The following is a 20967-nucleotide window of genomic DNA, read 5'->3' on the forward strand; positions in this document are numbered from 1 at the left end:
CTGCGCCGGAGTATACCGCGGGTGCCTCCGATTGTGGAAATCAAGGCGAACCCATAGCGTGGTTCAAAGAAGGCACCTTGGTGGAGCTCCCTGCTCGTCTCGAGTTGAGCCATACCGACGCTGAACCGTGCATCGGAGGTACGATTTAGGCAACTAAGTTTGGCGTTGGAAATAGCGGCGGGCGGCGGTTTTCGGTGACAGATTCATCCCCGTCATCCCGATTCCAAAGGGCATCTCGGCTCGCCAATGAGCCCACGGGGACAGAGGAAGCCGCATGCGCTGGAAAAGGGACGCATTCTCCAGAAGGGAGATTCCATGCAGTATCTGAAGTACACTCTCGTTTTACTTGGAATCGTTTCCTGCAGCAGCAGCAGCGATACCGATACGTCACCGCAAACCAACGAAGCCAATCCATGCGCCACGCCGGGCGCAACCTACATAGGCCATTTCGTGGAACAGGCCAATGGGTCGTGCGGTCCTATTTCGGATCAAATCGTCAATGTAAGTAAGAACGGAACCCTGCCGGGCTCCCCCGTGTCCTGCGAGGCCATCTCGCAGGAAGGGTGCACCGCGCGCAACACCAACTGTGCAATGGAAGCCAATGGCATCACGTGTCGGGTTACGACGTCCATCACGTTCGAACGGGATGGCGGTTCGGCGTCCGGGTTGGAAACCATGACGTGCTCGAACAGTTCGAGCTCATGCACGTCAACGTATGCAGTCACACTCTTCAGACAATAAGACGCAACGATTATCGACAGCACTTCCTTAGCGTAGCGAGACAGGCCGTCACCCTACGAAACAACGGTCCTGCCGACGGGTAAGTGGCCGGGACGTCACGAGAAAGTATCACGTCAGGATCACGAGTGCATCGCGCAGAACACTTTCTATCGGTGGAACGATGCCGGGTCGTCGATTCTCGACAATCGAAAGAGCATGGATTGCCTGCTGGCGTCTAAACCCCATCGAGGTTAGCGCCCTCAGCGCCAACGAAGGCTCGTACCCGCGCTGGCGCGGGTAATTCGTCTTCTCGGCCTTCTTCTTCTCGATGTGCTCGCGGCCGAAGTCCTGTTCGGCCGCAAGGGCGTTATGCCATTTGCAGCGAATCCTCAAGTTTGTCGGGTCATCCGAGCCCCCACGCGCGCGGGGTTCGATGTGGTCGAGCTCCAAGAACGTGCGGCATTCGCAACGTCGGCCGGATTCGTCAACGAAGGTGCATTGTTCGCCGTCTCGCTCGAATACTTCGCGGCGCGTGGACCTGGTCACATAGCCGGCCCGCGTGGTTGCGTGAGGCGCCTTCATGGCCGGACGGGTCGTCTTGCCGAGCCGGCGCTTCTCGAGTTCGGCGAGGAGAAGATCGACGGCGCGCTCCACGAGCACGGAGAGCCGCCGCTCGGATTGGAGTGGCGCATCAAATCGGCGGCGCGGTCGATTTGCTTTCAGCTCCGCAGAGGCGGTGAATTGCACCTGGTATTGCTCCGAGGAAAGAGGGTCGCATCGGCCTCGAATCATCGAGGCGGCGGCTGGCCGGGGAAAGCGTGAGGCGAGGAGCTCTCGAGGAGGCGAAGGGCGAGGGGAAAGCGGCGTGCGAGGCGTGCTGCCATGACGCGACGGCAGGCTTCGTCTTCGCTGAGGCCCAGGCGGCGCACGCAAAAGTCGAAAAGGGACGAACACGCGGATTGCAGGTCCAGCCGCCGCTCCTCGACCTCGGCGAGGTATGCAAGCAAGCGGGCGAGAATCACCCGCCCCTGGCCGACCAATGCATGAATGCCCGAGAGCAATTCGCTGTTCGAGAGAGCTGTGATATTCATGCTTCGTCTTATACCCGCCTTTTTCGTCCTTCGTATCGCCCCATCCTCGAAGGATGGTCGGCACGGAGCCTCTCGGAGATGTTGCGCGTGCGAAAGCGCCGCATGTGCGCCGTTGAATGGGATTCATGGCCCCTTCTGGACTCGGCCGACGACGTCGCGTCCCGTTCATCGAGCAATGCCGTCAAGCACAATCGACCATCTGCAAAGCGCGAAGGAGGTGTGCGCCCACCGATGGAGCGCCGGCCGGAGGCGCGTGCCGCCCGGAAGGCGGCGGACCGCCGGCTGGTAGCCGAACCGTTCTCCATGCCCTTCACGGCTTCGTGGGGCCGGCTATGCTGGCGTGATGTCAATCCTGGGCCAACTTGTCGATGGACTCGCGACGGGTGCCATCGATGTGATCGATTTGACGGCGCCGCTGGAGGCGAAGACGCCGATCTTGAGGCTGCCTGCTCCCTTTGGGAATACGGCGGAGTTCGAGCTCGAGGAGATCAGTCGGTACGATGAGCGCGGGCCGGCTTGGTATTGGAACAACATTCGGACGGGGGAGCATACGGGGACGCACTTCGATGCGCCGGTGCATTGGGTGACGGGACGGGATGGGCACGATGTGTCGATGGTGCCGGTGAAGCGGCTCATTGCGCCGGCGGTGGTGCTCGATTTTACGAGGCAGGCGGCGGCCGACCCGAATTTCCTCCTGCAGATCGAGCACGTTCGCGCGTGGGAGAGTGTGCATGGCCCGCTGCCCAAAGGTGGGTGGCTCTTGTACCGCACGGGATGGGATGCGCGCGGGGATCGCGAAAACGATTTCCTCAACGAGGGGCGCACGCCGGGAATGGCCGGCGAGTGTGCCAAGTGGCTTGCCGAGGAAACGTCCATCCTCGGTGTCGGTGTGGAAACCGTGGGGACGGATGCGGGGGCGGCCCATTCGTTCGCGCCGCCGTTTCCATGCCATGCGCACTTGCTCGGCAATGACAAATACGGGCTCACGCAGCTGCGGCGGGTCGCCGAGCTGCCCGTGCGCGGTGCGGTGGTCATCGCGGGGCCGTTGCCCATCGTGCGCGGCTCGGGAAGTCCGTGCCGGGTGTTGGCGCTGGTGGAGCGCTGATGCGGTTCGGGGTCGAGAACCAGGCTGGCGGGCAGGCGGGCGCGCTCGAGGTCCTGGCTCGGTGGGTGTCGACACATACGGACCGCGTCTTTGGCTTGGTGGGAAGTGGCAATTTCCATTTGGTCAATGCCTTGACCCAAGCCGGTATCGACTTCGTCGCGGCACGGCACGAGGGCGGGGCGGCCACCATGGCCGATGCCTATGCGCGCGTTTCGCAGCGCACCGGCGTGCTGACGGTGCACCAAGGGCCCGGGTTCACCAATGCATTGACCGGCCTCGCCGAGGCGGCGAAGAGCCGCACACCGCTCCTTGCACTCGTGCCGGAGGCGACGTCGCGAAAGTCGAATTTCTACCTCGATGCCGAGGCACTGGCCCGAGGCGTGGGCGCGCGCTATCTGCCGATTGCGCGCGCGGCCGATCTTCCCTCCCCCGCCGCCGTGCAGGCCGCAGGGACGATGGTGCTCGGGTTCCCGCTGCATCTCTTGGCAAACGGCGCCTTCGCCGACGAGGCGCCAGCCCCGCCCGACATCACCGCCCCCGCCGCGTCCTTCGACGAGGCCAACGCCGAGCGCCTCACCGCCCTGCTCGCGAGCGCCCGTCGCCCGCTGTTCATCGCGGGGCACGGAGCGGTGCGCGCTCAGGCGCGCGATGCCCTCGTCCGCCTCGCAGACCGATGCGGCGCACTCCTCGCCGTATCCGCCCGCGCGAAAGGCCTCTTCGCAGGCCACCCCTTCTACCTCGACGTCTCCGGCGGATTCGCCTCGCCCCTCACCGCGGAGCTCGTGCAGCATGCAGACCTGGTCGTCGCGTGGGGCGCAGCCCTGAGCATGTGGACCACGCGGCACGGGCGGCTGGTGGATCCCTCGGCCAACGTGGCGCAGGTTCTCCTGCACGCGGATGATCTCGGCGCCCACCATCGCATCGATTGCGGCGTCGCAGGCGACGTGCGCCACGTTGCAGAATGCATCGATGCAACATGGCAGCGGCTGCACCCGACCCGCTCGGGCTACCGCTCCGAAGAACTCCGCCAACGCATCGCGACGCAGTCACGCTGGCGTGACATCCCCTACGATGACGATTCGACCTCCGAGCGCATCGACCCGCGCACCCTGACGGTGGCCCTCGACGACATGCTGCCCGTCGAACGCATCGTCGCCGTCGACTCGGGCAACTTCATGGGATACCCGTCCATGTACCTGCAGGTACCCGACGAACAGGGATTCTGCTTCTCGCAGGCCTTTCAATCGATCGGCCTCGGCCTGGCCACCGCCATGGGCGCCGCGCTTGCGCGCCCCGATCGACTTCCCGTGGCCGCCCTCGGCGATGGCGGATTCCTCATGGGCATCTCCGAATTGGAAACCATCGTTCGCCTGAAAATCCCGATGCTCGTCGTCGTCTACGACGATGCCGCGTACGGCGCGGAGGTCCACCACTTCGGGCCGGACGGCCACCCGCTGGCCCATGTGACCTTTCCCGAGCGCGATCTCGCGGCCATGGCACGCGGTTTCGGCTTTCATGCCACCACCGTGCGCACACGCGCCGATCTCGCGCCGCTCGAGGCTTGGCTCGCGGGGCCGCGCGATCAGCCGTTCCTGCTCGATGCGAAAATTACCTCACGCGGCGGGGCATGGTGGCTCCAAGAGGCATTTGGCCACTGAGAGCGAATTGACCCATCGGAACCACGACCTACCAGCGCGGTCGTAAGCGTGACCACGGGTGACCGCGGCGCTCAGCGCCTGCGTGCACTGGGGATGCCGAGCCATTCGCGGAGCAGCTCGATCGCCGAGAGCGTGCCAATGGCCCTGCCGTCGTCGTCGACGATGACCAAATGGTGGCGCTCGATGCGGGCGAGCTGACGGCTCGCCTCCTCGATGGTCGTATCGGCGGGGACCGTGGCCACGGCGCGCGCCCTGGGGATGCGCGCGGCCCGCGTGGTGACGTCCCGAAAGGAAAAGATGCCCACCGGCCGCGAATCCCGGTCGAGCACCGGCACGGCCGTGATGCCGCTCAGAAGCATCGTCGTCCGAATGGTCTCGCTGGTCGCCCCCTCGGATACGGACACCAGATCGCGATTCATGATTTCCGCAACGGTGCGTGCCGTGCGCGTTAATTGGATCATTGCTACTCGACTCCTCCTGAAACGCGCGTGCCATAGGTCACCACGAAGTCGACGAGGTCGCGCAGCGGCGCTCGTGCTTTACTTTCCAACGTCGAAACGCGGTGGGCGCGCGGTCCATCCTCGACGAAAATCGTATGTTTGCGGGCACCGGCCGCGCTGCGCATTTGCACGCCGATGGCCGTGGGAAGGTGAAAGAAGCCGGATGCCGATACCAAAGCTCGAAGCCGGTCGGCCATATGAGGGGCGAGCCCCTCGGTATCGACGACCACCGGTTTCGCCGGAAGCGGAAAATCGGATTTCCCTTCTTCCGTCTTCACTGTCACTCGCATGCGCGGCTCCTCCGTGCAAATCGGATTACGCCACGAGGACTTCCACTATTCGTGCCGTGGCGCAGGCCATCCGCGAAGTGCCAGCTCGGCCACCCGCCGCAACTCTTCCCGGGAGGCACCGGATGCGGCTTGCACCGCAATGCCTTGGGCAACGGTGATCAGGTAAAAGGCCAGGGAGGCCGGGTTGGCGTCCGCCGGAAGCTCGCCGCTGGACTTCGCCTCTTCGAGACGCAAGCGCAGTCGCTCCTGGTTGCAGGCGCGGCGCGCGATCAGCTCCTGCCGAATGGGCTCGACCTCGACCGAGCACGCGAGCGCCGCGACGGTCCCCAGGCAGCCGTGCGGCGTCGAGATCCCCGTGTTCAGGACGACGGTTTCGAAGAGAAGCCGCTCGGCCACGGCGCGCGCCGTCGGCTCCCCGAGGATCGCGTCGATGTTCGTGTACCGCGCGAAATAGAGGTCGAGCGCTTTTCGAAAGAGCTCCTCCTTCGTTCCGAAGGTCGCATACAGACTCGGCCGGTTGATGCCCATGGCCGCCGTCAAGTCGGAGAGCGACGTACCCTCGTAGCCGTGACGCCAAAACTGCTCCAGCGCACGGACCAGAGCGGTTTCCACGTCGAACTCCCGAGGACGTCCCATTTTGTATCGATCGGAACATAACCACCTTGCCATCGGCCGTCCAGCGCCTATGTTCTGCGCATCAGTAATGTACCTATCGGTACATTTTAAGGAGGCATCCATGACGAAGAAGCTCGAAGGAAAAGTGGCACTCGTAACGGGAGGCTCACGCGGCCTCGGGGTCGAACTCGCGCGCGCGCTCGCCGACGAAGGGGCCAACGTGGCCATCAGTTACGTGGCGTCGGAAGAAAAGGCCGCCGCCGTGGTTCGCGAGATCGAACGCAAAGGCGTTCGCGCCGCCGCCTTCCAAGCGGATCAAGGCGAGCCCGAAGCTCCGCAACGCCTCGTCGACGCCGTGGTCCAACGCTTTGGGAAGCTCGACATCCTCGTCAACAATGCGGCCGTCTCGATTCCGAGCCGCCTCGACGACATTAACGCGGACATCGCTGCGCTCGAACGCCAATGGCAGGTCAACGCCCTGGGCGTGGTGCGTACCATTCGAGCCGCCGCCAAGGTGCTCCCCAAAGGCGGACGAATCGTGACCATCGGCTCCGGCGTCTGGCACCGCGCCGCTTTTCCCGGAATCGCCGACTATGCGGGCACGAAGGGCGCCATCGTCTCCTACTCCAAGGCCGCGGCACGCGATCTGGCCCCACGCGAGATCACAGTCAACGTCGTCGACGCAGGCCTCATGGACACCGACATGGCCGCGCCCTACCGCGACACCGCTTGGCCACTCATCCTGAACAATTTGCTCTCCATCCAGCGCAGCGGCCGGCTCGAAGAAATCGCCGCGGCCGTCGTGTTCCTCGCCTCCCCGGGCGCTTCCTACATCACGGGCGCCGTGGTACCGGCCGACGGAGGTGCCGGGGCATGATCGGCCGGTAGACGACCAGGCAGAAATGCGCTCGAGGCCATGGCGCGCGAGGCCCCCAGGCCAGCGGTAGGCCCCGATCGAGAAACGCGGCATCTCGACGGTGGCGGCGATTCATGGGAGAAAAAGCCATGGCCGCGCGCACGTTGCATGAGCTCGTGGATGAAACCGAACCCGGGATGGACCTCGTCCGCAGTTGGACGGCCTCCGCGCGAAACTCGATCGAATGCCTTCCATGCGATCCGGCGGAAGGTGAGCGCACACTTCTCGCGCTTCAGATCACCACGCGCTCGCCCATGGGTGCGATTGCGTACGAGACGGGCGGCCTGTTGATCGATGGGGGCTGGCTGCGCATTCTCGGCGCAGGCTGCCCGCAATTGCCGCGTAGCATCGCCGATTGGAACGGCATGACCGCGCAGGCCACACCGCACCGCCTCGATGGGGCTTACTTGGTCGGCGACGACGTGGTGGGCGGCTTCTTCGCCGTCAACGGCGGGGGCTTCAAGGGCAAACGCGGCAATGTCTTTTACTTGGCGCCGGACACACTGCGCTGGGAAGACATGGACCTCGCCTATTCCGATTGGGTCTACTGGGCGTTCACCGGCGACCTGTCGAAATTCTACGAAAATGCCCGATGGCCGGGTTGGGAGCAGGAAATCGCCACCGTCGACGGCCTATCGGGCATTTTGATCTTTCCGTTTCTATCCGCGGAAGGCCCCCCGATTGCTCATCGGACACGCAACACCGTGCCCATCGAGGAACTCTGGGACTTTCACGCGCGCGCGGGTCGCTGAAGGCTAACCCCAGTCGGCGTGGAAGCTGCCCTTCTCGTCGACGCGCTCGAAGGTGTGCGCGCCGAAGAAGTCGCGCTGCGCCTGGATCAAATTGGCGGGCAGCGTCTCCGCGCGGTAGCTATCGTAATAGGCAATCGCGGACGAGAAGCCCGGCGTGGGCACGCCCACCTTCACCGCGGTGGCCACGACGTCGCGCAGCGCGTCTTGGTAGTTCAGCGCGATCTCGCGGAACTTCGGCGCCAAGAGCAGGTTCGCCAGCTTCGCGTCGTGCTTGTACGCGTCGGTGATGTCCTGCAGGAAGCGCGCGCGGATGATGCAGCCACCGCGCCAGATCTTGGCGATGTTGCCGTAGTCGAGGTTCCACTTGTACTCGTCCGAGGCGGCGCGCATTTGCGCGAAGCCCTGCGCGTACGAGACGATCTTGCTCAAATACAGTGCGCGGCGCACCGACTCGACGAAGGCCTTGCGATCGCCGTCGAACGGCTTGGTCTTCGGTCCCGGGAGGACCTTGCTCGCGGCGACGCGCTCGTCCTTGAGCGAGGAGAGCACGCGGGCGAACACCGACTCGGTGATGAGCTGCAAAGGTACGCCCAGATCCAACGCGCTCTGGCTGGTCCACTTGCCCGTGCCCTTTTGCGCGGCGCGGTCGAGGATCACGTCGACCAGCTCTTTGCCGGTCTTCTCGTCCTTCTTGCCGAAGATCTTCGAGGTGATCTCGATGAGGTAGCTATCGAGCTCGCCCTGATTCCACTCGGTGTAGACCTTGGCCAGGTCTGCGTTGGAGAGGCCGACCACGTGCTTGAGCACCGCGTAGCTCTCGGCGATGAGCTGCATGTCGCCGTACTCGATGCCGTTGTGCACCATCTTGACGTAGTGGCCCGCGCCGCCGGGACCGATGTACGTCACGCACGCGTCACCGTCCGGTGCTTTCGCGGCAATCTCGTTGAGGATGGGCGCGACCAACTCGTAGGCCTGCTTCTGACCGCCCGGCATGATCGAGGGACCGCGCAGTGCGCCTTCCTCGCCGCCGGAGACGCCGGTGCCGATGAAATTCAGCCCCGCCTTGGCCAGGTCTTCGCTGCGGCGCACGGTGTCCGTGAACAGCGTGTTGCCGCCGTCGATGAGGATGTCGCCCTTGTCGAGCAGCGGTTGCAGCTCGGCGATCGTCTTGTCGGTGGCCTCCCCCGCCTTGACCATCAAGAGGATGCGGCGCGGGGTCTCGAGCGAATCGACGAACTCCTTCATCGTATAGGTCGGCACGAGCTTGGCCTTGGGGCTCTCGGCGAGAACCTCGTCCGTCTTCTCGCGGCTGCGGTTGTAGATGGAGACCGCATGACCCCGGCTCTCGATGTTCAGTGCCAGATTGCGGCCCATGACGGCCATGCCAATTACGCCTATTGCCTGCTTGCTCACAGTTCGTTCTCCTGGAAAATGGGCCGGGCATCAGCCGTGGGCGTGAGTATAGGGAGTCGACCGACACGCTCAAGGGGACGTGTGGTCCCCTGGCGCATTCGTGCGCCGTTCATCCCTCCGCTCGTGCAACCGGTCGAGTTCCCGAGCGAGCGCAGCAGCCGCTGACGATTTTTTACGAGACGCTAGCGCGTCGGGGCGCCAGCTCGTCCTGGACGATTCCCGCCGCGGGTCGAACGCCGCTTGCGGGGGATTCTTCGTCGCCATCGCCACCCTTCCAGCCTTGCCTCCATGCGGTGCTCGTCTCCGAGTTCCACCAGAGGATGTCCTCGCCGAGAAGGGTCCAATCCACCGGCGCATGTTGCCGGCGCGTTCGGATCAAAATGGTGCGCAGGGCCCGGACGAACATGCCGCGCTCGGGGACCTTTTGCGTCAGAAGCACATCGAAATAGCGCTCGGCGCGGGGCGCGTGCCGATGGACGTGCCGACCAAAGTTGAAGCCACCATCGACGCGATGACGTGCGTAGGGATACAAGAGGAGCACAATCCCGAGCCGCCACCACGCAGCGAGATCCTCGGCCGCGACACCTGCGGCCCGTGCGATCTCCTGATGCGGCAGCGTGATGGCATGAAGGGCCGGCACGAGTTCGAGGGAACTCGCGGCATGGCGGATGGTCGTTTCGATTCGCGTGCCCTCGTAAAGTGCCTCGTACGCGGTGCGCGCGGCCTGCATGTTGGGTCGTGTCATGGGCTCCCCCTTCGAAGCGCGTCGATGCTACGCCGGCGCGCTCGTCGAATGCCACTTTCAACGCGGCCTGAATGAACATTTAACCTTCGGTAGGATTTCCAATCGGCGCGGTGACCGTTTGGTTCGGAGCGTCGCTGTCCACGCTCGGGCGCAGACCGGCTGCGCTTCTCGACGAGGCGAAAATGGAGATGCCCAGGGCCATCAGGACCCACGGAAGGAGTATCTGCCCATAACGGCGAATGGGTGCGCCAAGGGTTCGATGATTCACGAGGAAGGATCCTGCCGCGCACCACACGCCGGTCATCACGGCGAAGCAGACGAGAATCACCGCGAGCTCGTGCGCCTTTCGCGTGGCAAATACCGGCACGTAGGCCGCGATGTTGTCTCCACCGTTTGCGAGCGTGACCAGCGCGACGGATGCGACCGAGGACACGGACGGCGCCGCCGAAGGCTCCTTTTGCGCGGGCTCGCCACGGAACGCCGAGACCAGGTTCTTGACGCCGATCAGAAAGGGAAACGCACCCAGCAGTCCGATGTACTTGGCCGGGATCGCTACGGCGGCGAATGCGCCCCCCAGGCTGAGGGCCACCAACGCGCCCATACCGAGGTATTGCCCGAGGACAATCTGCCACCGCTGGTAGCGGCGATCGGCGAAGAATCCGAGCAAGATGAAGATGTCGTCGAGGTTCGTCGACACGAAGAGCGCGAGACCGAGGCCGACCAAGGTGAGGAGTTCTGACATCCGCGATGCTCGAGCGACGACACTTCGTCGCGCGTCGAACGTACAATGCTTCACGTCAGCATGCGTAGCGTTCTCATCGGATGTATCGGGTTGGGGCTCGGAGGAGCCATTGGCTATTTCGTCGGTCGTTCGAGCCTGGCCCGCGAATGGGAACGAGCCTACGCGAGCATCACCCCCGCGCAATACGATCGCTCGGCGCGCGATCAGGCCGACCCGACGCCGGCGGTGGGCGAGAAGGTGCTCGGGGCGATGCCGCTCACGCGCACACGGCTTTCGGTCCGGGGCTTGAGCGAGGCGGCCCCCGTCGTGGTCACGGTCGGGTCCATCGGCAGCGATGACGACGAGGGTCGCATGCTGCATTTGACGATCGAGAACCGTGGGGCGTGCACCGTTTCCTCGGTGGCCGGCGTGGCCTACGGCTTCGATGCGTGGGGCCGCCCGTCCGAGATGAACCGCGCGGGTGAGCACTACGTCTCGTTCGAGGGCGATCGAAACATTGCCCCTGGAGCCAAAGCCGTGGTGACGGTCCCTCTGCGCTACGCGCGCTCGGCGTCGCTGGCTGCGGCGCACGTGGATCGGTTCACGTGCATCGACGGCGCCGGTTGGGCGCGCGAAAAAGGATGATTCAAACCGCGGTCCACTGCTCCGCGCTCAAATAGGGAACATACGCCTCGTGCGACGTGGCGCTGTCCGTGAAGAGGCGCGTAAAATCTGCCAATTTTGCGAATTGATACGGGGCAATGTGCGCAAATTTGGAATGGTCCGCGAGGAGAATCTTCACGCGGCCGACGGCCAGGGCGGCGCGTTTGACGAGGACCGAATCTTGGTCCGGGTGGTAGCACGCGCCATCGTGCACGGCGGGGGTCGACATGAAGGAGACGTCGAACCGCATGCGGCCAATGGCATCGTGGGCCAAGAGTCCCACGTTGGCGTCGAACTCGGGGCGGTGCGTGCCACCGATCATCACGACGGCCAGGCCTTCGCGGGTGAGAAGCGGCACGAGGGATAGGGCATTGGTCACCACGGTGATGCCGCTGCGCTTGGCGATGTGGGGGACGAGGGGAACGCAGGAGGTGCTGTCGTCCATGAAGACGGTCATGCCGTCGCGAACTTCGGCAGCCGCGGCGCGCGCAATGGCGAGCTTCGCGGATCGCGCCGTGGTCAGGCGCGACTGCCACGTTTGCTCGTGGTCCAGGGCAACGGGACTCTCCTCCCCCGGTCGGATGGCGCCACCACGGACCTTTTGCAGGCGCCCGCGCTCCTCGAGCAAATCCAGATCGCGGTGGATGGTCATGGCACTGACGCCGAAGACCTGCGCGAGATCGTCGATGCTGACCTCCCCGCGTTGCTCGAGGAGCTCGAGCAAGCGGGTGTGGCGTTCCATTTGGGCGGCGGTAAAATAGCGTCGATTCACGGGGCGCGGCTGTTCGGGTGCACGATAGCCTTGAGCGACGTCGGATCGTTGCGAAATGCTTCGAGTGCGCCGGTGACTTCGTCGAGGCCGAAATGGCCTGTGACGAGGCCCTCGAGTTGGACCGAGCCGGAGCCGGCCAGCGCAATGGAGGCCGGGTACGCGTGCGCGTAGCGGAAGGTGCCGGTGACCCAGAGCTCCTTGGCCTGAAAGGCGTCGATGCTCAGGGCGACGTCGCCCATGCCGACCAAGACGACGGTGCCGCCCGGCATCATGCAGCGAAGCGCCGATTCGACGGCGGCTTGGTTGCCCGAGCACTCCAGAAGCACGTTGGCCTCGATGTCGCGGGTCGAGAGCGGGCGCTCGCGCACGTTGACCACGTCGTGGGCGCCCATGCGTTTCGCGGCCGCGAGGCGGTGGTCGCTCACGTCGGTCACCACGATGCGCGAGGCGGCGCGGGCGCGGGCCACCTGCACGCAGAGCAAACCGATGGGGCCTGCGCCGGTGACCAGCACCGAGGTGCCGGGCTCGATGCGCGCTTTGCCTGCGGCCCACACGGCCACGGAGAGCGGCTCGACGAGCGCCGCGGCTTCGTCGGAGAGCGACGCGGGGATGGGGTGCGCGAAGGCCTCGTCGATGACCACGTATTCGGCAAAGGCGCCGTCGACCGGCGGCGTGGCGAAGAATTGCACGTCGGGGCAAAGGTTGTAGCGCCCGAGCCGGCATTCGCGGCAGGTGCCGCAGGGCACCCCCGGCTCCAGGGCGACGCGCTGCCCGACGGTGAGTGCGCGCACCTGCTCGCCGACGGCCACGATGGTGCCCGAGGCCTCGTGCCCCAGGACCAGCGGCTTGCGGACGACGAAATCGGCAATGCGGCCATGTTCGTAATAGTGCACGTCGGAGCCGCAGACCCCGACGGCCGCGACCTTGACGAGCACCTGCCGCGGTCCCGGATCGGGCACGAGGCGCTCTTCGATGCGGATGTCTCGGATGCCGTGCAAGACGGCCAGGCGTTGGTTCTCGCTCATTCTCCTGTCACAGCTCCCATGGTGAGGCCGGTGACGAGCCACCGGCGAACGGCGAGGCCCGCGAAAATCATGGGCAGCACGATGATGGTGCCCAGGGCGGTGAGTTGGCCCCAATCGACCCCGCCTTGTGTGATGAGTCTTCCCGCGGCCATCGGCAGCGTCTGCGAACCGGGTCCCGAGAAGCTGGACGCAAACGCGTAATCGTTCCACGAGAAGACGAGACAAAGCACGCCGGTGGTGACGAGCCCCGGCGTGGTGGTCGGCAAAACGACGTACCAAAAAGCCTGCCATCGACTGCACCCGTCGACGCGGGCCGCCTCCTCGAGCGACGGTGGGACGTCCGCGAAAAAGGCGCTCATGAGCCAAATGGCGAATGGCAAATTGAAGGAGAGGTACGCCAAGGTCAAACCGGCAATGGAGTCGATCAACCCCAATTGCCGAAACAGAATGAACAGCGGCAGAATGACCGCGGCAATCGGCGCCATGCGGGTCGAGATGATCCAAAAGGCCAAATGCTTTTTGCTCTTGTGGTGCCAATGCGCCAGGCCATACCCACCGAGCGCCCCCAGGCCCACGGCGAGCGCCGTCGAAAGCCCCGCGGCGAGCAGGCTATTCCGAGCGAAGGGCCGCACGTCGTTTCCTGCGCCGATCAAATCGCGGTAGTGCTCCAGCGTGGGCTCGAAGAGCCAGGTGGGCGATGCCGTTTTGATGGCCGGCGTGGGCTTGAACGACGAGACGACCATCCAGGCCACGGGCGCGAGCGTCCATACCAGCACGAGCAGTGCCAGAAGGCCGACGAGGAGCGCCGCGGAGTTGGAGCGCCTCATCGGGTGAGCCCTTTCTCGCCGAGAACGCGCACGAAGGCATTGGCCATCAAGATGGAGAACGCGAGCATCAAAATGCCGATGACCGACGCGTAGCCGAGCTCGCGAAACCGAAAAGCCGTTTCGTAAAGTCGGACGGGGATGATTTTCGTCGCGTCCGCCGGGCCGCCGTTGGTGGTGATGGTGATGATGTCGAAGAAGCGAATGGCATCCATGGCGCGCACCAACAGCGCGACCAGAAGCACCCGGCGAATCTGCGGAAAGACGATGTAGCGCAGGGTCTGAAAATAGCCCGCACCGTCCACCGCGGCCGCCTCGACCAACGGGGCCGGTACGGCGGAGAGGCCGGCGAAGGTGACCAGCGCCACGAGCGGCGTCCACTCCCAGACGTCCATGCCAATCACGGTGAGAAGCGCCGACGTCTTTCCTGCGAGGAGATCGCCCTCGAAGCCCAGGATGCGCAGCGCCCAGGCGTAGAGCCCCAGGGTCGAATCGGTGAGGAATCGGCCCAGGAGCCCCACGACGATGGGTGCCATGAACATGGGCACGATGGCCAGGGCCAAGAGCAAATTGCGCCCTCGACCCACGCGGTGCAGGACCAAGGCGAAGACGATGCCCGAGGCCATTTCGACGCCGAGGGTGAGCGCGAAGTACACGAGGCTCGTCACCCACGACGAGCGGACGTCCGCGTCCTCGATGAGACGGTGCCAATTCTCCAGCGCAGCGTTCTCGAAACGAATGCCGCCCATGAGCTTCACGTGGCTGAAACTCATGACAATCAAGGTGACGAATGGAATCAACGACAGCGACGCGAGCACGAGCAGCGCGGGCAACATCATGCGCATTTCGAAGCTCGGGCCGGCGCGCTTCATACCTTGTTCACCACGTCGAATTTCTCGGCCGAGGACCGCATCGCTTCATCGGGTTTGATCTCGCCGGCGAGCATGCGCGACACCTGGGTGAAGAGAATGGTATCGAGCTGGTTCCACGTGGCCACTTTGGGGCGCAGGCCGATATTTTCAGGCTTCCACGCTTCGTTCACCGCCTCGGCGGCGAGGATGTTGGGCAATTGCGACGGGCGCTTTTTGGCCGCTTCCACGTCCGGCCGCGCATACACCGAGCGGCGGGTCGGCGTGCCGCCGCCTTTCTCGCTGGCCAAGGTCATGAACTGCGTGGCCGGCGACGTGGCCCAGTTGATGAAGAGCCACGCGGCCGCCTGCTCCTTGTCCGAAGCGTTGGCATTGATGCCCACGCCGGTGCCGCCCCAGATGTTCGCCGAGCGCTTCGGCCCGCGCGGGAGCGGTGCATACCCGACCTTGCCGGGAAGCGCCTTTTCATTGGACGCGGCAAACTCGTGCCAATTGGGGCACATGGCCAGCTGTCCGGCCTGAAACGCGCTGGCCACACCGTCCCAATCCCACGTGCGCGAGCCGGGGTGCGCGAGCTTGAGAAGCTTGTTGTAAAACTCGGCCGCGGCAATGGCTTCGTTGCCCGAAAGGGTCGATTTGCCCGGCTTCTTCGTGCCGACCAATCCGAGCTCGGGCCCGGCCTGGAAATAGTCACCGCCGTAGGCCCAGAGCACGTTGGAGAAGTCGCACATCAGTGCATCGTGCTGCTTGGCCTGGTGCCCGGTACCGTACGGTATTTCGGATTTGGCATTCTTGTCGAACCAGCGCGCAATGGCATAATACTGCTCCCACGTGAGCTGAATGGACGGCGTCGGGTCGAACCCGAGATCGTGCGCCATTTTGTCTTTGTGCTTCTCGAAGAGATCGGCCCGATAATGCCAAATCATGGTGGGCGTGTCGTACGGCAGCGCGTACAACTTCTGCCGATCGAGAAAGCGCCCGCCCGCATCGAGCTGCGTGGAGATGAAGTCGGAAAGGCCATTTTCGAGCGCCGGGAAGTCTTTTTTGTCGAGAAACTTCGTCAGGTCGACCAACCCCTCCGAAAAGGGCGCGAGCACTTGGTACGGGTCGGCGTAGATGACATGGAATCCCGCTTGCCCGCTGGAGAAATCGAGCGACACCTTTTCGACGAGCTTGGTGAGCTCCATTTGCGAGATATTGACTTTGATGCCGGTCAATTCCTCGAACGGCTTCAGGTTCGCCGCAATGGCCGCCGACGGCGGCGTATTCTCGGAGATGAAGTTGATGGTGGTCCCTTTGTACCGGGCCCACCCATCCCCCACCGATTCGGTCGCCGCACCGACGCTTTCCTTCGATCCGCCTTTGCAGCCCGGCAAGTAAGCCAATGCACCGAGAGCGCCCATGCCATGCAACAGCGAGCGGCGCGAGACAGGGGTGGAGCCGTCCATCGCATCCTCCTTCAAGTTCTCACACGATAATCACGTGATATAACGTGATCTACGCCCGCGATGTCGGAACGACAAGGCTTAAATCCCCTTAATCTGACATCGCAGCGCGTCAACATCACACCATGTGAGAACGGATCTTGAGGACGCGGCGATGCAACGACGGCACCGTGCATGGCCGAGAAGGAATGCAGCGACGACTGCCCGCCATACACGCGAAACGAGTCCTCATTTCTCCGATGGCGGAGGAGCTCAAGGATTGGCTTCGCGTGCACTGACGAATCGCGGCGCAAGCGCCATCGTTGACTAACGCACGGCGCGATTTCGTGCCTCGGTCCAGAAGGGCTGATCGCACTCGAACAGATCCTCGTCGTCGAGCCATGCTCGCAACCATTGGTCGAGGGTTCGCCCTTCGACGAGCCAGGCAATGCTCCAATCGTCATCGACTGCGTTGGGATCGAATCGGTACAGCACGCCCTCTTCGGAGTCACAATCGATGCACGTATAAATCGCGCAGCCCCAGTGATGAATCGGGAGCACGCGTCCCGGCCAGAACCAGGACGGCGACTCGGAGTCCGGGTTACGAAATTGATGGTACTCGTCTTCGGCGGTACGTTTTTGATCGGAAGGGTGACCGTTCTCACCGATCCCGAGGAGGTAATATTCGGGGCCGAAGCCTCCGTTGGCCACCTTGGTGTAGAGCTCGACGAGGTCGGGATGGATGGAGAACCCCAAGTCTCTCTCGGCCGCGTCAATCGTGCTCTGGAGCGCGACCCCGGGAATGGCCACTTCCCACCGGCGCGCGCGCTCCGCACTTTCGACGGCGACACGATAACGCAGTTCTTTCACCAGCTCGCGCTCGAGTGACATGAGCGCGATCCTGTCCGGCTCGAAATCGCACTGTCAATGCTCGGTTGCGGCCATTCCCCACATCCCATTCGGCCTCGAGGGTACCCAGGAGGTTGGAGCTGTCGCCATAGGTGCCGTTGGGCGCCGCAACAGACGCGACAGACGCGACATGAGGGGAAGATTTGCGCGGGCCGTTCCGTATCATGGGCAGAGCGGCATCACGGCCGTTCCCGTCGAGGGATGGCGGACATCCCTCGCGAACGGCTTCAAAAGCGGACCTGGTCGATTCTTCGCCCCCGCCGTCGACGGTGCGCCCGATTTGAAGCTCGTCGTGTTGAGCGCGCAGCTCGACTACGTTCCTACGACCATGCTCGCCAGGGGAGGCGCCGTGGTTGGCGCCGCGGCGGTCGTCGCTCGCATTCGATACATGGCGCGCCTGGTGCGTCCTTCGGGCGAGGTGGTCGTGCGGTGACGGCTCTCCCCTTATCGGTCGCGGCGCAGAATGGTGCTGCTCTTGCCGCCGACGAGGATGTGGTTCGCATCCGTGCCCCAGACGGAATACAACGCGAGTGTGGTTCCGCTCTCGAGGAGTGACCATTGCGCGCCGTCATAAGAGAGAATGGTGCCACCCTCGCCGACGGCGTAGACGTCCTTCGGGCTGCCGGCCCATACGGCGTAGAGAGGTCCTTTGGTGCCCTCGGGGAGGCGCATCGCGGTCCATGCGCGGCCGTCCCAATGCTCGATGCGCGGCTTGTTGGCGATGGGGGCATTTGGTTTCTCGGGGACGACGCCGACGGCGAAGATGTCGTTCGACGCGGTGCCGCCGAAGGACTGGACCGCGATGGTGGAGTTGGAAAGAGGATTCCACTTCGTGCCGTCCCAATGACGGATGTCTTGGTCCGTCGTGCAGGGCGGGCCGCCCGGATCGTAGTAACATTGCAATCCGCCGTAGGTCCAAGCGTCGTTGGACGATAGGCCCCACACGGTGTGAAAGATGTCGCGTGCGTAGTGGTTGAAGTGGGTCGCGAAGTTCTTGAACTCCGTACCGTTCCAGTGGCTCAATCGGTATTCGCCCGCAATCCAAACGTCGTTGCCGGCTGCGCCCCACACATCGTGGAGGTATACGTCGGTGACGGCCGTGTTGGCCATGGCGGCCCAGTTCTGGCCGTCGTAGCGATAAAGCGCGGGGCCTCGGGGTTTCGGCGATGCCACGGCCCAAATGTCGTTTGGTCCGGCCCCCCAAATGCGCCAGAGACCATTCACGTCGGCGGCCGGCTTCGGGGTCCAGGTGCCGGCGGCCGTCCCATGCAGGACCTGCGCTCCGGAGCAGTAAATCGTGTCGTTGCCCAGGTGGCCAACGCCCCATACGTTGTCCGGGCTCGCGCCCCAAAAGCCACGAACCCCCAAGTCGAAACCCGGGTCGTTTTCCCACTTCGTACCGTTCCAATGCCAGGGCGCGCCCGGTTCGCCGACCAGCCATGCGTCGTTCGCACCGATGGACCAGCCGTCGCTTGGGGTTGCGCTCGCGGGAATGGTGGCTTCGGCTGCCGGAGGAGTCCATGCGGCGCCGTCCCAGTGGAGCGTGCCATAGCGGTCGGAGGCCAAATAGCCGGCCACCCATACGTCGGTGCGGCTCGTGCCCCAGACGGTTCGCGGCCCCAGCATGTTCCGGTTGTCGGCCAAGACGATGGACCAGGCGGTGCCGTCGTAGTGCCAAATAAGCCCATAATCGCGATTGGCGCCGACGACCCAAACGTCGTTCGAGGCGGTACCCCATATCTTACGGTAACTATGGGCGACATTGCCGCGCTGCGGGAGAAGCTGCCTCTCGGCGCGGGTTCCGTTCCAATGGTAGACGTCGCCGCTCACGAAATAGACGTCGTTCGAGCTCGTCCCCCACATGGCGGTGATTCCGTAATAGTATTCTTGCGAAATACCGGTATTCACCTTGGTCCACGAGGTTCCATCGAAGTGGGCGAGTACGCCTTTGCGCCCGTACGGAGCGCCACTGAAGGTCTGCCCCGCCACCCAGACGTCCGCCGGGCCCAGGGCAAGCGCCTCGCCGAGGATGGTATCCTCGAGGGTGGTCGTCACTTTCCACGCGCTGCCGTCGTAATGCGCGATGGCCCCGTCGCTGGCGACGGCCCAGACATCGTTCGAGCTCTTGCCGTGAATCGATTGAAAATCGGCCTTCGTTCCCGAGGGGACCGGTGACCAGTTCGTCCCGTCGAAATGAAGGATCGTCCCCGCGTCCCCCACGGCCCAGACGTCGTTCGAGGCGGCGGCCCACACGTCCTTCAACAGGTTGCCTTGGGGGCTAGGATGGTCCCAGCACCATGCGTCCTTGGAGCAGATGCCGCGCGTCGTCCACGGGCCCGGCGGTTTGGCGCCATCGGTGAGCGAGCCGTCGGGTGAGCCCGATGGGCCGTCAGGCCCCGCGTCGGCACCGGGGCCGTCTCCACCCGGGTTCGCGGAATCCGCTCCGCACGCGCCCAGCGCGAAGGAGAGCGCCCCGGCGGACGCGAGGCAAGCAAAGAGCAGACGACGGCGCGGTCCGACGCTAGGAAGGGGGATCATCATCGCTTGGACGGCGAGGTTACCCGACTTGTTCAGCCCATCTCGACCCCATCCGAGCTCGCGCGTCGATTGGCGCACTTGGCGTCTTACGCGTGGCGCTATTCGCGTCTTGCGCCCGTGACGAGCCATGCGCTACCGCGGGCGCGAAGCCCCAATGTCAGCAGGCGGACGGTCATCCAAAGGGAGATCGCGCCCCAGAGCGCCGTGAGGCTCCCCATGAACCAGGCGGCGGGGAGAAATGCCACCATCGCGAGGGTCTGTGCCAATGCCAAATAGCGTTGGTCGCCGGCGCCAATGAGGACGCCGTCGAGGACGAAAACGGCGCCGGCGATGGGCTGCATGCATGCAATGGCCACGAGCGACGCGACGAGCAGCTCGCTCACACGCGGATCGTGCGTAAAAAGCTCCGGAAGGAGCCCGCGAATCAGCAGCACCACGAGCCCGAAAACGATGCCGCAGGCCACGCCCCACTCGACCATGCGGCGCGTGGCGGCGCGCGTTCCGGCCACGTCGGTGGCACCGAGGTAGCGCCCGGTGATGGCTTGCGCTGCAATGGCAATGGCGTCGAGCGCAAAGGCGAGGAACATCCAGATGCGCGATCCCACCGTGTACGCGGCCGCTTCGGCGTTGCCGAGATGCGCCGAAACCGCGGTGGCCACCACCAGCACGAGCTGGAGCGAGATCGTGCGCACGATGAGCGCAGCCCCCGCCGTCGCACTGGCGCGCAACCCGGCCAGATCCGGCCGCAACGAGGCGCCGTGTGCGCGGGCGCCCCGCACCACGACGGCCGCGTAAATGGCCGCGCCCACGGTTTGCGCGATGGCCGTGCCCCACGCAGAGCCGGCGATGCCCCAGCCCAGGATCAAGACGAACACCACGTTCAAGAGGAGGTTCAGCGCGAAGCAGCCAATGGACACGAAGAGCGGCGTTCGCGTGTCCTGAAGGCCGCGCAGCACACCGGTGCCGGCCAGCATCACCAACATGCCCGGGACGCCGAAGAGGCTCGTGCGCAAGTAAATTTCTGCATACGGAGCCACGGCAGGCGAGGCTCCAAAGGCATTCACGATCGCCGGCGATACCGGCCAGCCGACGACGACGAGCGCGGCACCGATCGCGAGCGCGAGCCATACACCGTCGACGCCTTGCCGAAGGGCCTGCACCGTGTTTCCCGCCCCCACTTGGCGCGCGACCGACGAGGTGGTGCCGTACGCGAGAAAGATGCAAATCCCGACGATGGTCGTCAGCGCCTGCCCAGCAATGCCCAACCCGGCCTGCTGCACCGTGCCGAGGTGCCCCACGATGGCCGAATCGGCAAGCAGAAAGAGTGGCTCGGCCACCAGCGCCCCAAACGCGGGCACCGCGAGGCGGATGATTTCGCGATCGTGGGGGTGGCGGAGCGTGGGCACGAGGTGCATGA

22 protein-coding genes are annotated in these 20967 nt (G+C 64.5%); 6 read left to right on the forward strand and 16 right to left on the reverse strand.

Going from position 1 to position 20967, the window contains the following annotated elements; translation table 11 throughout:
- Positions 1–849 precede the first annotated feature (849 nt).
- Complete coding sequence (locus LVJ94_32565) at positions 850–1512, reverse strand: HNH endonuclease (GenBank protein WXB01638.1); 663 nt, start codon at positions 1510–1512, stop codon at positions 850–852.
- Complete coding sequence (locus tag LVJ94_32570; protein ID WXB01639.1) at positions 1509–1811, reverse strand: hypothetical protein; 303 nt, start codon at positions 1809–1811, stop codon at positions 1509–1511. The genes LVJ94_32565 and LVJ94_32570 overlap by 4 nt, the downstream gene beginning before the upstream one ends.
- Positions 1812–2154: 343 nt before the next feature.
- On the opposite strand from LVJ94_32570, the gene LVJ94_32575 reads away from it, so the two are divergent.
- On the forward strand, positions 2155–2916 hold the full coding sequence (locus tag LVJ94_32575) for a cyclase family protein (GenBank protein ID WXB01640.1): 762 nt from the start codon (positions 2155–2157) through the stop codon (positions 2914–2916).
- The gene (locus tag LVJ94_32580) at positions 2916–4574 is read left to right on the forward strand and encodes a thiamine pyrophosphate-binding protein (GenBank protein WXB01641.1); all 1659 of its coding nucleotides are present in this window, start codon (positions 2916–2918) and stop codon (positions 4572–4574) included. Before LVJ94_32575 ends, LVJ94_32580 begins: the two co-directional genes overlap by 1 nt.
- Before the next feature lie 71 nt (positions 4575–4645).
- Here LVJ94_32580 and LVJ94_32585 read toward each other — a convergent pair whose 3' ends face one another.
- The 3 genes from LVJ94_32585 to LVJ94_32595 are packed head-to-tail and all read right to left on the reverse strand — an operon-like array spanning position 4646 to position 5976.
- A complete protein-coding gene (locus LVJ94_32585; protein WXB01642.1) occupies positions 4646–5035 on the reverse strand; it encodes a CBS domain-containing protein in 390 nt (129 codons plus the stop codon).
- Between the two features lie 2 nt (positions 5036–5037).
- Positions 5038–5364, reverse strand: a complete 327-nt coding sequence (locus LVJ94_32590; protein ID WXB01643.1) for a hypothetical protein — start codon at positions 5362–5364, stop codon at positions 5038–5040.
- 45 nt (positions 5365–5409) lie between these two features.
- Complete coding sequence (locus LVJ94_32595) at positions 5410–5976, reverse strand: TetR/AcrR family transcriptional regulator (protein WXB01644.1); 567 nt, start codon at positions 5974–5976, stop codon at positions 5410–5412.
- Between the two features lie 124 nt (positions 5977–6100).
- Here LVJ94_32595 and LVJ94_32600 point away from each other — a divergent pair, with 124 nt between their 5' ends.
- Positions 6101–6856, forward strand: a complete 756-nt coding sequence (locus tag LVJ94_32600; GenBank protein ID WXB01645.1) for an SDR family oxidoreductase — start codon at positions 6101–6103, stop codon at positions 6854–6856.
- A 128-nt stretch (positions 6857–6984) separates the two neighbouring features.
- The gene (locus LVJ94_32605; protein ID WXB01646.1) at positions 6985–7647 is read left to right on the forward strand and encodes a DUF2625 domain-containing protein; all 663 of its coding nucleotides are present in this window, start codon (positions 6985–6987) and stop codon (positions 7645–7647) included.
- Positions 7648–7650: 3 nt separating this feature from the next.
- On the opposite strand, the gene gndA is transcribed toward LVJ94_32605, so the two are convergent.
- The 3 genes from gndA to LVJ94_32620 form a co-directional block, all read right to left on the reverse strand.
- Entirely contained in the window at positions 7651–9030 is a 1380-nt protein-coding gene (gene gndA / locus LVJ94_32610) for an NADP-dependent phosphogluconate dehydrogenase (GenBank protein WXB01647.1), read from the reverse strand.
- 202 nt (positions 9031–9232) lie between these two features.
- Positions 9233–9805: a type I-E CRISPR-associated protein Cse2/CasB gene (locus tag LVJ94_32615; protein WXB01648.1), complete on the reverse strand. Its 573-nt coding sequence runs from the start codon at positions 9803–9805 to the stop codon at positions 9233–9235.
- 79 nt (positions 9806–9884) lie between these two features.
- Positions 9885–10547: a cadmium resistance transporter gene (locus LVJ94_32620; protein WXB01649.1), complete on the reverse strand. Its 663-nt coding sequence runs from the start codon at positions 10545–10547 to the stop codon at positions 9885–9887.
- Positions 10548–10607: 60 nt separating this feature from the next.
- On the opposite strand from LVJ94_32620, the gene LVJ94_32625 reads away from it, so the two are divergent.
- Positions 10608–11171 carry a hypothetical protein gene (locus tag LVJ94_32625; GenBank protein ID WXB01650.1) on the forward strand — a complete coding sequence of 188 codons (564 nt, stop codon included), beginning with the start codon at positions 10608–10610 and terminating at the stop codon, positions 11169–11171.
- Between the two features lies 1 nt (position 11172).
- On the opposite strand, the gene LVJ94_32630 is transcribed toward LVJ94_32625, so the two are convergent.
- The 6 genes from LVJ94_32630 to LVJ94_32655 form a co-directional block, all read right to left on the reverse strand.
- Positions 11173–11961 (reverse strand): DeoR/GlpR family DNA-binding transcription regulator, encoded by a 789-nt coding sequence (locus LVJ94_32630; protein ID WXB01651.1) that lies wholly within the window; start codon positions 11959–11961, stop codon positions 11173–11175.
- Positions 11958–12986: an NAD(P)-dependent alcohol dehydrogenase gene (locus tag LVJ94_32635; GenBank protein ID WXB01652.1), complete on the reverse strand. Its 1029-nt coding sequence runs from the start codon at positions 12984–12986 to the stop codon at positions 11958–11960. Before LVJ94_32635 ends, LVJ94_32630 begins: the two co-directional genes overlap by 4 nt.
- Positions 12983–13813: a carbohydrate ABC transporter permease gene (locus LVJ94_32640; protein ID WXB01653.1), complete on the reverse strand. Its 831-nt coding sequence runs from the start codon at positions 13811–13813 to the stop codon at positions 12983–12985. Before LVJ94_32640 ends, LVJ94_32635 begins: the two co-directional genes overlap by 4 nt.
- Positions 13810–14682 carry a sugar ABC transporter permease gene (locus tag LVJ94_32645; protein WXB01654.1) on the reverse strand — a complete coding sequence of 291 codons (873 nt, stop codon included), beginning with the start codon at positions 14680–14682 and terminating at the stop codon, positions 13810–13812. The genes LVJ94_32640 and LVJ94_32645 overlap by 4 nt, the downstream gene beginning before the upstream one ends.
- Positions 14679–16127: an extracellular solute-binding protein gene (locus tag LVJ94_32650; GenBank protein WXB01655.1), complete on the reverse strand. Its 1449-nt coding sequence runs from the start codon at positions 16125–16127 to the stop codon at positions 14679–14681. The genes LVJ94_32645 and LVJ94_32650 overlap by 4 nt, the downstream gene beginning before the upstream one ends.
- Positions 16128–16430: 303 nt before the next feature.
- Positions 16431–16994 carry an SMI1/KNR4 family protein gene (locus LVJ94_32655; protein WXB01656.1) on the reverse strand — a complete coding sequence of 188 codons (564 nt, stop codon included), beginning with the start codon at positions 16992–16994 and terminating at the stop codon, positions 16431–16433.
- A gap of 148 nt (positions 16995–17142) precedes the next feature.
- Between LVJ94_32655 and LVJ94_32660 the strand changes: the two genes are divergently transcribed.
- A complete protein-coding gene (locus LVJ94_32660) occupies positions 17143–17445 on the forward strand; it encodes a hypothetical protein (GenBank protein WXB01657.1) in 303 nt (100 codons plus the stop codon).
- Positions 17446–17456: 11 nt separating this feature from the next.
- Here LVJ94_32660 and LVJ94_32665 read toward each other — a convergent pair whose 3' ends face one another.
- Positions 17457–19628: a hypothetical protein gene (locus LVJ94_32665; GenBank protein WXB01658.1), complete on the reverse strand. Its 2172-nt coding sequence runs from the start codon at positions 19626–19628 to the stop codon at positions 17457–17459.
- Positions 19629–19648: 20 nt separating this feature from the next.
- Positions 19649–20965 (reverse strand): MATE family efflux transporter, encoded by a 1317-nt coding sequence (locus tag LVJ94_32670; protein ID WXB01659.1) that lies wholly within the window; start codon positions 20963–20965, stop codon positions 19649–19651.
- Positions 20966–20967 lie beyond the last annotated feature (2 nt).

The organism is Sorangiineae bacterium MSr11367 (genome assembly GCA_037157805.1).
Taxonomy (GTDB): Bacteria; Myxococcota_A; Polyangia; order Polyangiales; family Polyangiaceae; genus Pendulispora; species Pendulispora rubella.

Bases quoted from the DNA above. Each gene is read 5' to 3' on its own strand.
- LVJ94_32660 (WXB01657.1), top strand. From the start codon at position 17,143: ATGAGGGGAAGATTTGCGCGGGCCGTTCCGTATCATGGGCAGAGCGGC.
- LVJ94_32655 (WXB01656.1), bottom strand. From the start codon at position 16,994: ATGTCACTCGAGCGCGAGCTGGTGAAAGAACTGCGTTATCGTGTCGCC.
- LVJ94_32640 (WXB01653.1), bottom strand. From the start codon at position 13,813: ATGAGGCGCTCCAACTCCGCGGCGCTCCTCGTCGGCCTTCTGGCACTG.
- LVJ94_32590 (WXB01643.1), bottom strand. From the start codon at position 5,364: ATGCGAGTGACAGTGAAGACGGAAGAAGGGAAATCCGATTTTCCGCTT.
- LVJ94_32615 (WXB01648.1), bottom strand. From the start codon at position 9,805: ATGACACGACCCAACATGCAGGCCGCGCGCACCGCGTACGAGGCACTT.
- gndA (WXB01647.1), bottom strand. From the start codon at position 9,030: ATGGCCGTCATGGGCCGCAATCTGGCACTGAACATCGAGAGCCGGGGT.
- LVJ94_32620 (WXB01649.1), bottom strand. From the start codon at position 10,547: ATGTCAGAACTCCTCACCTTGGTCGGCCTCGGTCTCGCGCTCTTCGTG.
- LVJ94_32565 (WXB01638.1), bottom strand. From the start codon at position 1,512: ATGATTCGAGGCCGATGCGACCCTCTTTCCTCGGAGCAATACCAGGTG.
- LVJ94_32650 (WXB01655.1), bottom strand. From the start codon at position 16,127: ATGGACGGCTCCACCCCTGTCTCGCGCCGCTCGCTGTTGCATGGCATG.
- LVJ94_32645 (WXB01654.1), bottom strand. From the start codon at position 14,682: ATGAAGCGCGCCGGCCCGAGCTTCGAAATGCGCATGATGTTGCCCGCG.
- LVJ94_32575 (WXB01640.1), top strand. From the start codon at position 2,155: ATGTCAATCCTGGGCCAACTTGTCGATGGACTCGCGACGGGTGCCATC.
- LVJ94_32600 (WXB01645.1), top strand. From the start codon at position 6,101: ATGACGAAGAAGCTCGAAGGAAAAGTGGCACTCGTAACGGGAGGCTCA.
- LVJ94_32625 (WXB01650.1), top strand. From the start codon at position 10,608: ATGCGTAGCGTTCTCATCGGATGTATCGGGTTGGGGCTCGGAGGAGCC.
- LVJ94_32585 (WXB01642.1), bottom strand. From the start codon at position 5,035: ATGATCCAATTAACGCGCACGGCACGCACCGTTGCGGAAATCATGAAT.
- LVJ94_32635 (WXB01652.1), bottom strand. From the start codon at position 12,986: ATGAGCGAGAACCAACGCCTGGCCGTCTTGCACGGCATCCGAGACATC.
- LVJ94_32580 (WXB01641.1), top strand. From the start codon at position 2,916: ATGCGGTTCGGGGTCGAGAACCAGGCTGGCGGGCAGGCGGGCGCGCTC.
- LVJ94_32605 (WXB01646.1), top strand. From the start codon at position 6,985: ATGGCCGCGCGCACGTTGCATGAGCTCGTGGATGAAACCGAACCCGGG.
- LVJ94_32570 (WXB01639.1), bottom strand. From the start codon at position 1,811: ATGAATATCACAGCTCTCTCGAACAGCGAATTGCTCTCGGGCATTCAT.
- LVJ94_32670 (WXB01659.1), bottom strand. From the start codon at position 20,965: ATGCACCTCGTGCCCACGCTCCGCCACCCCCACGATCGCGAAATCATC.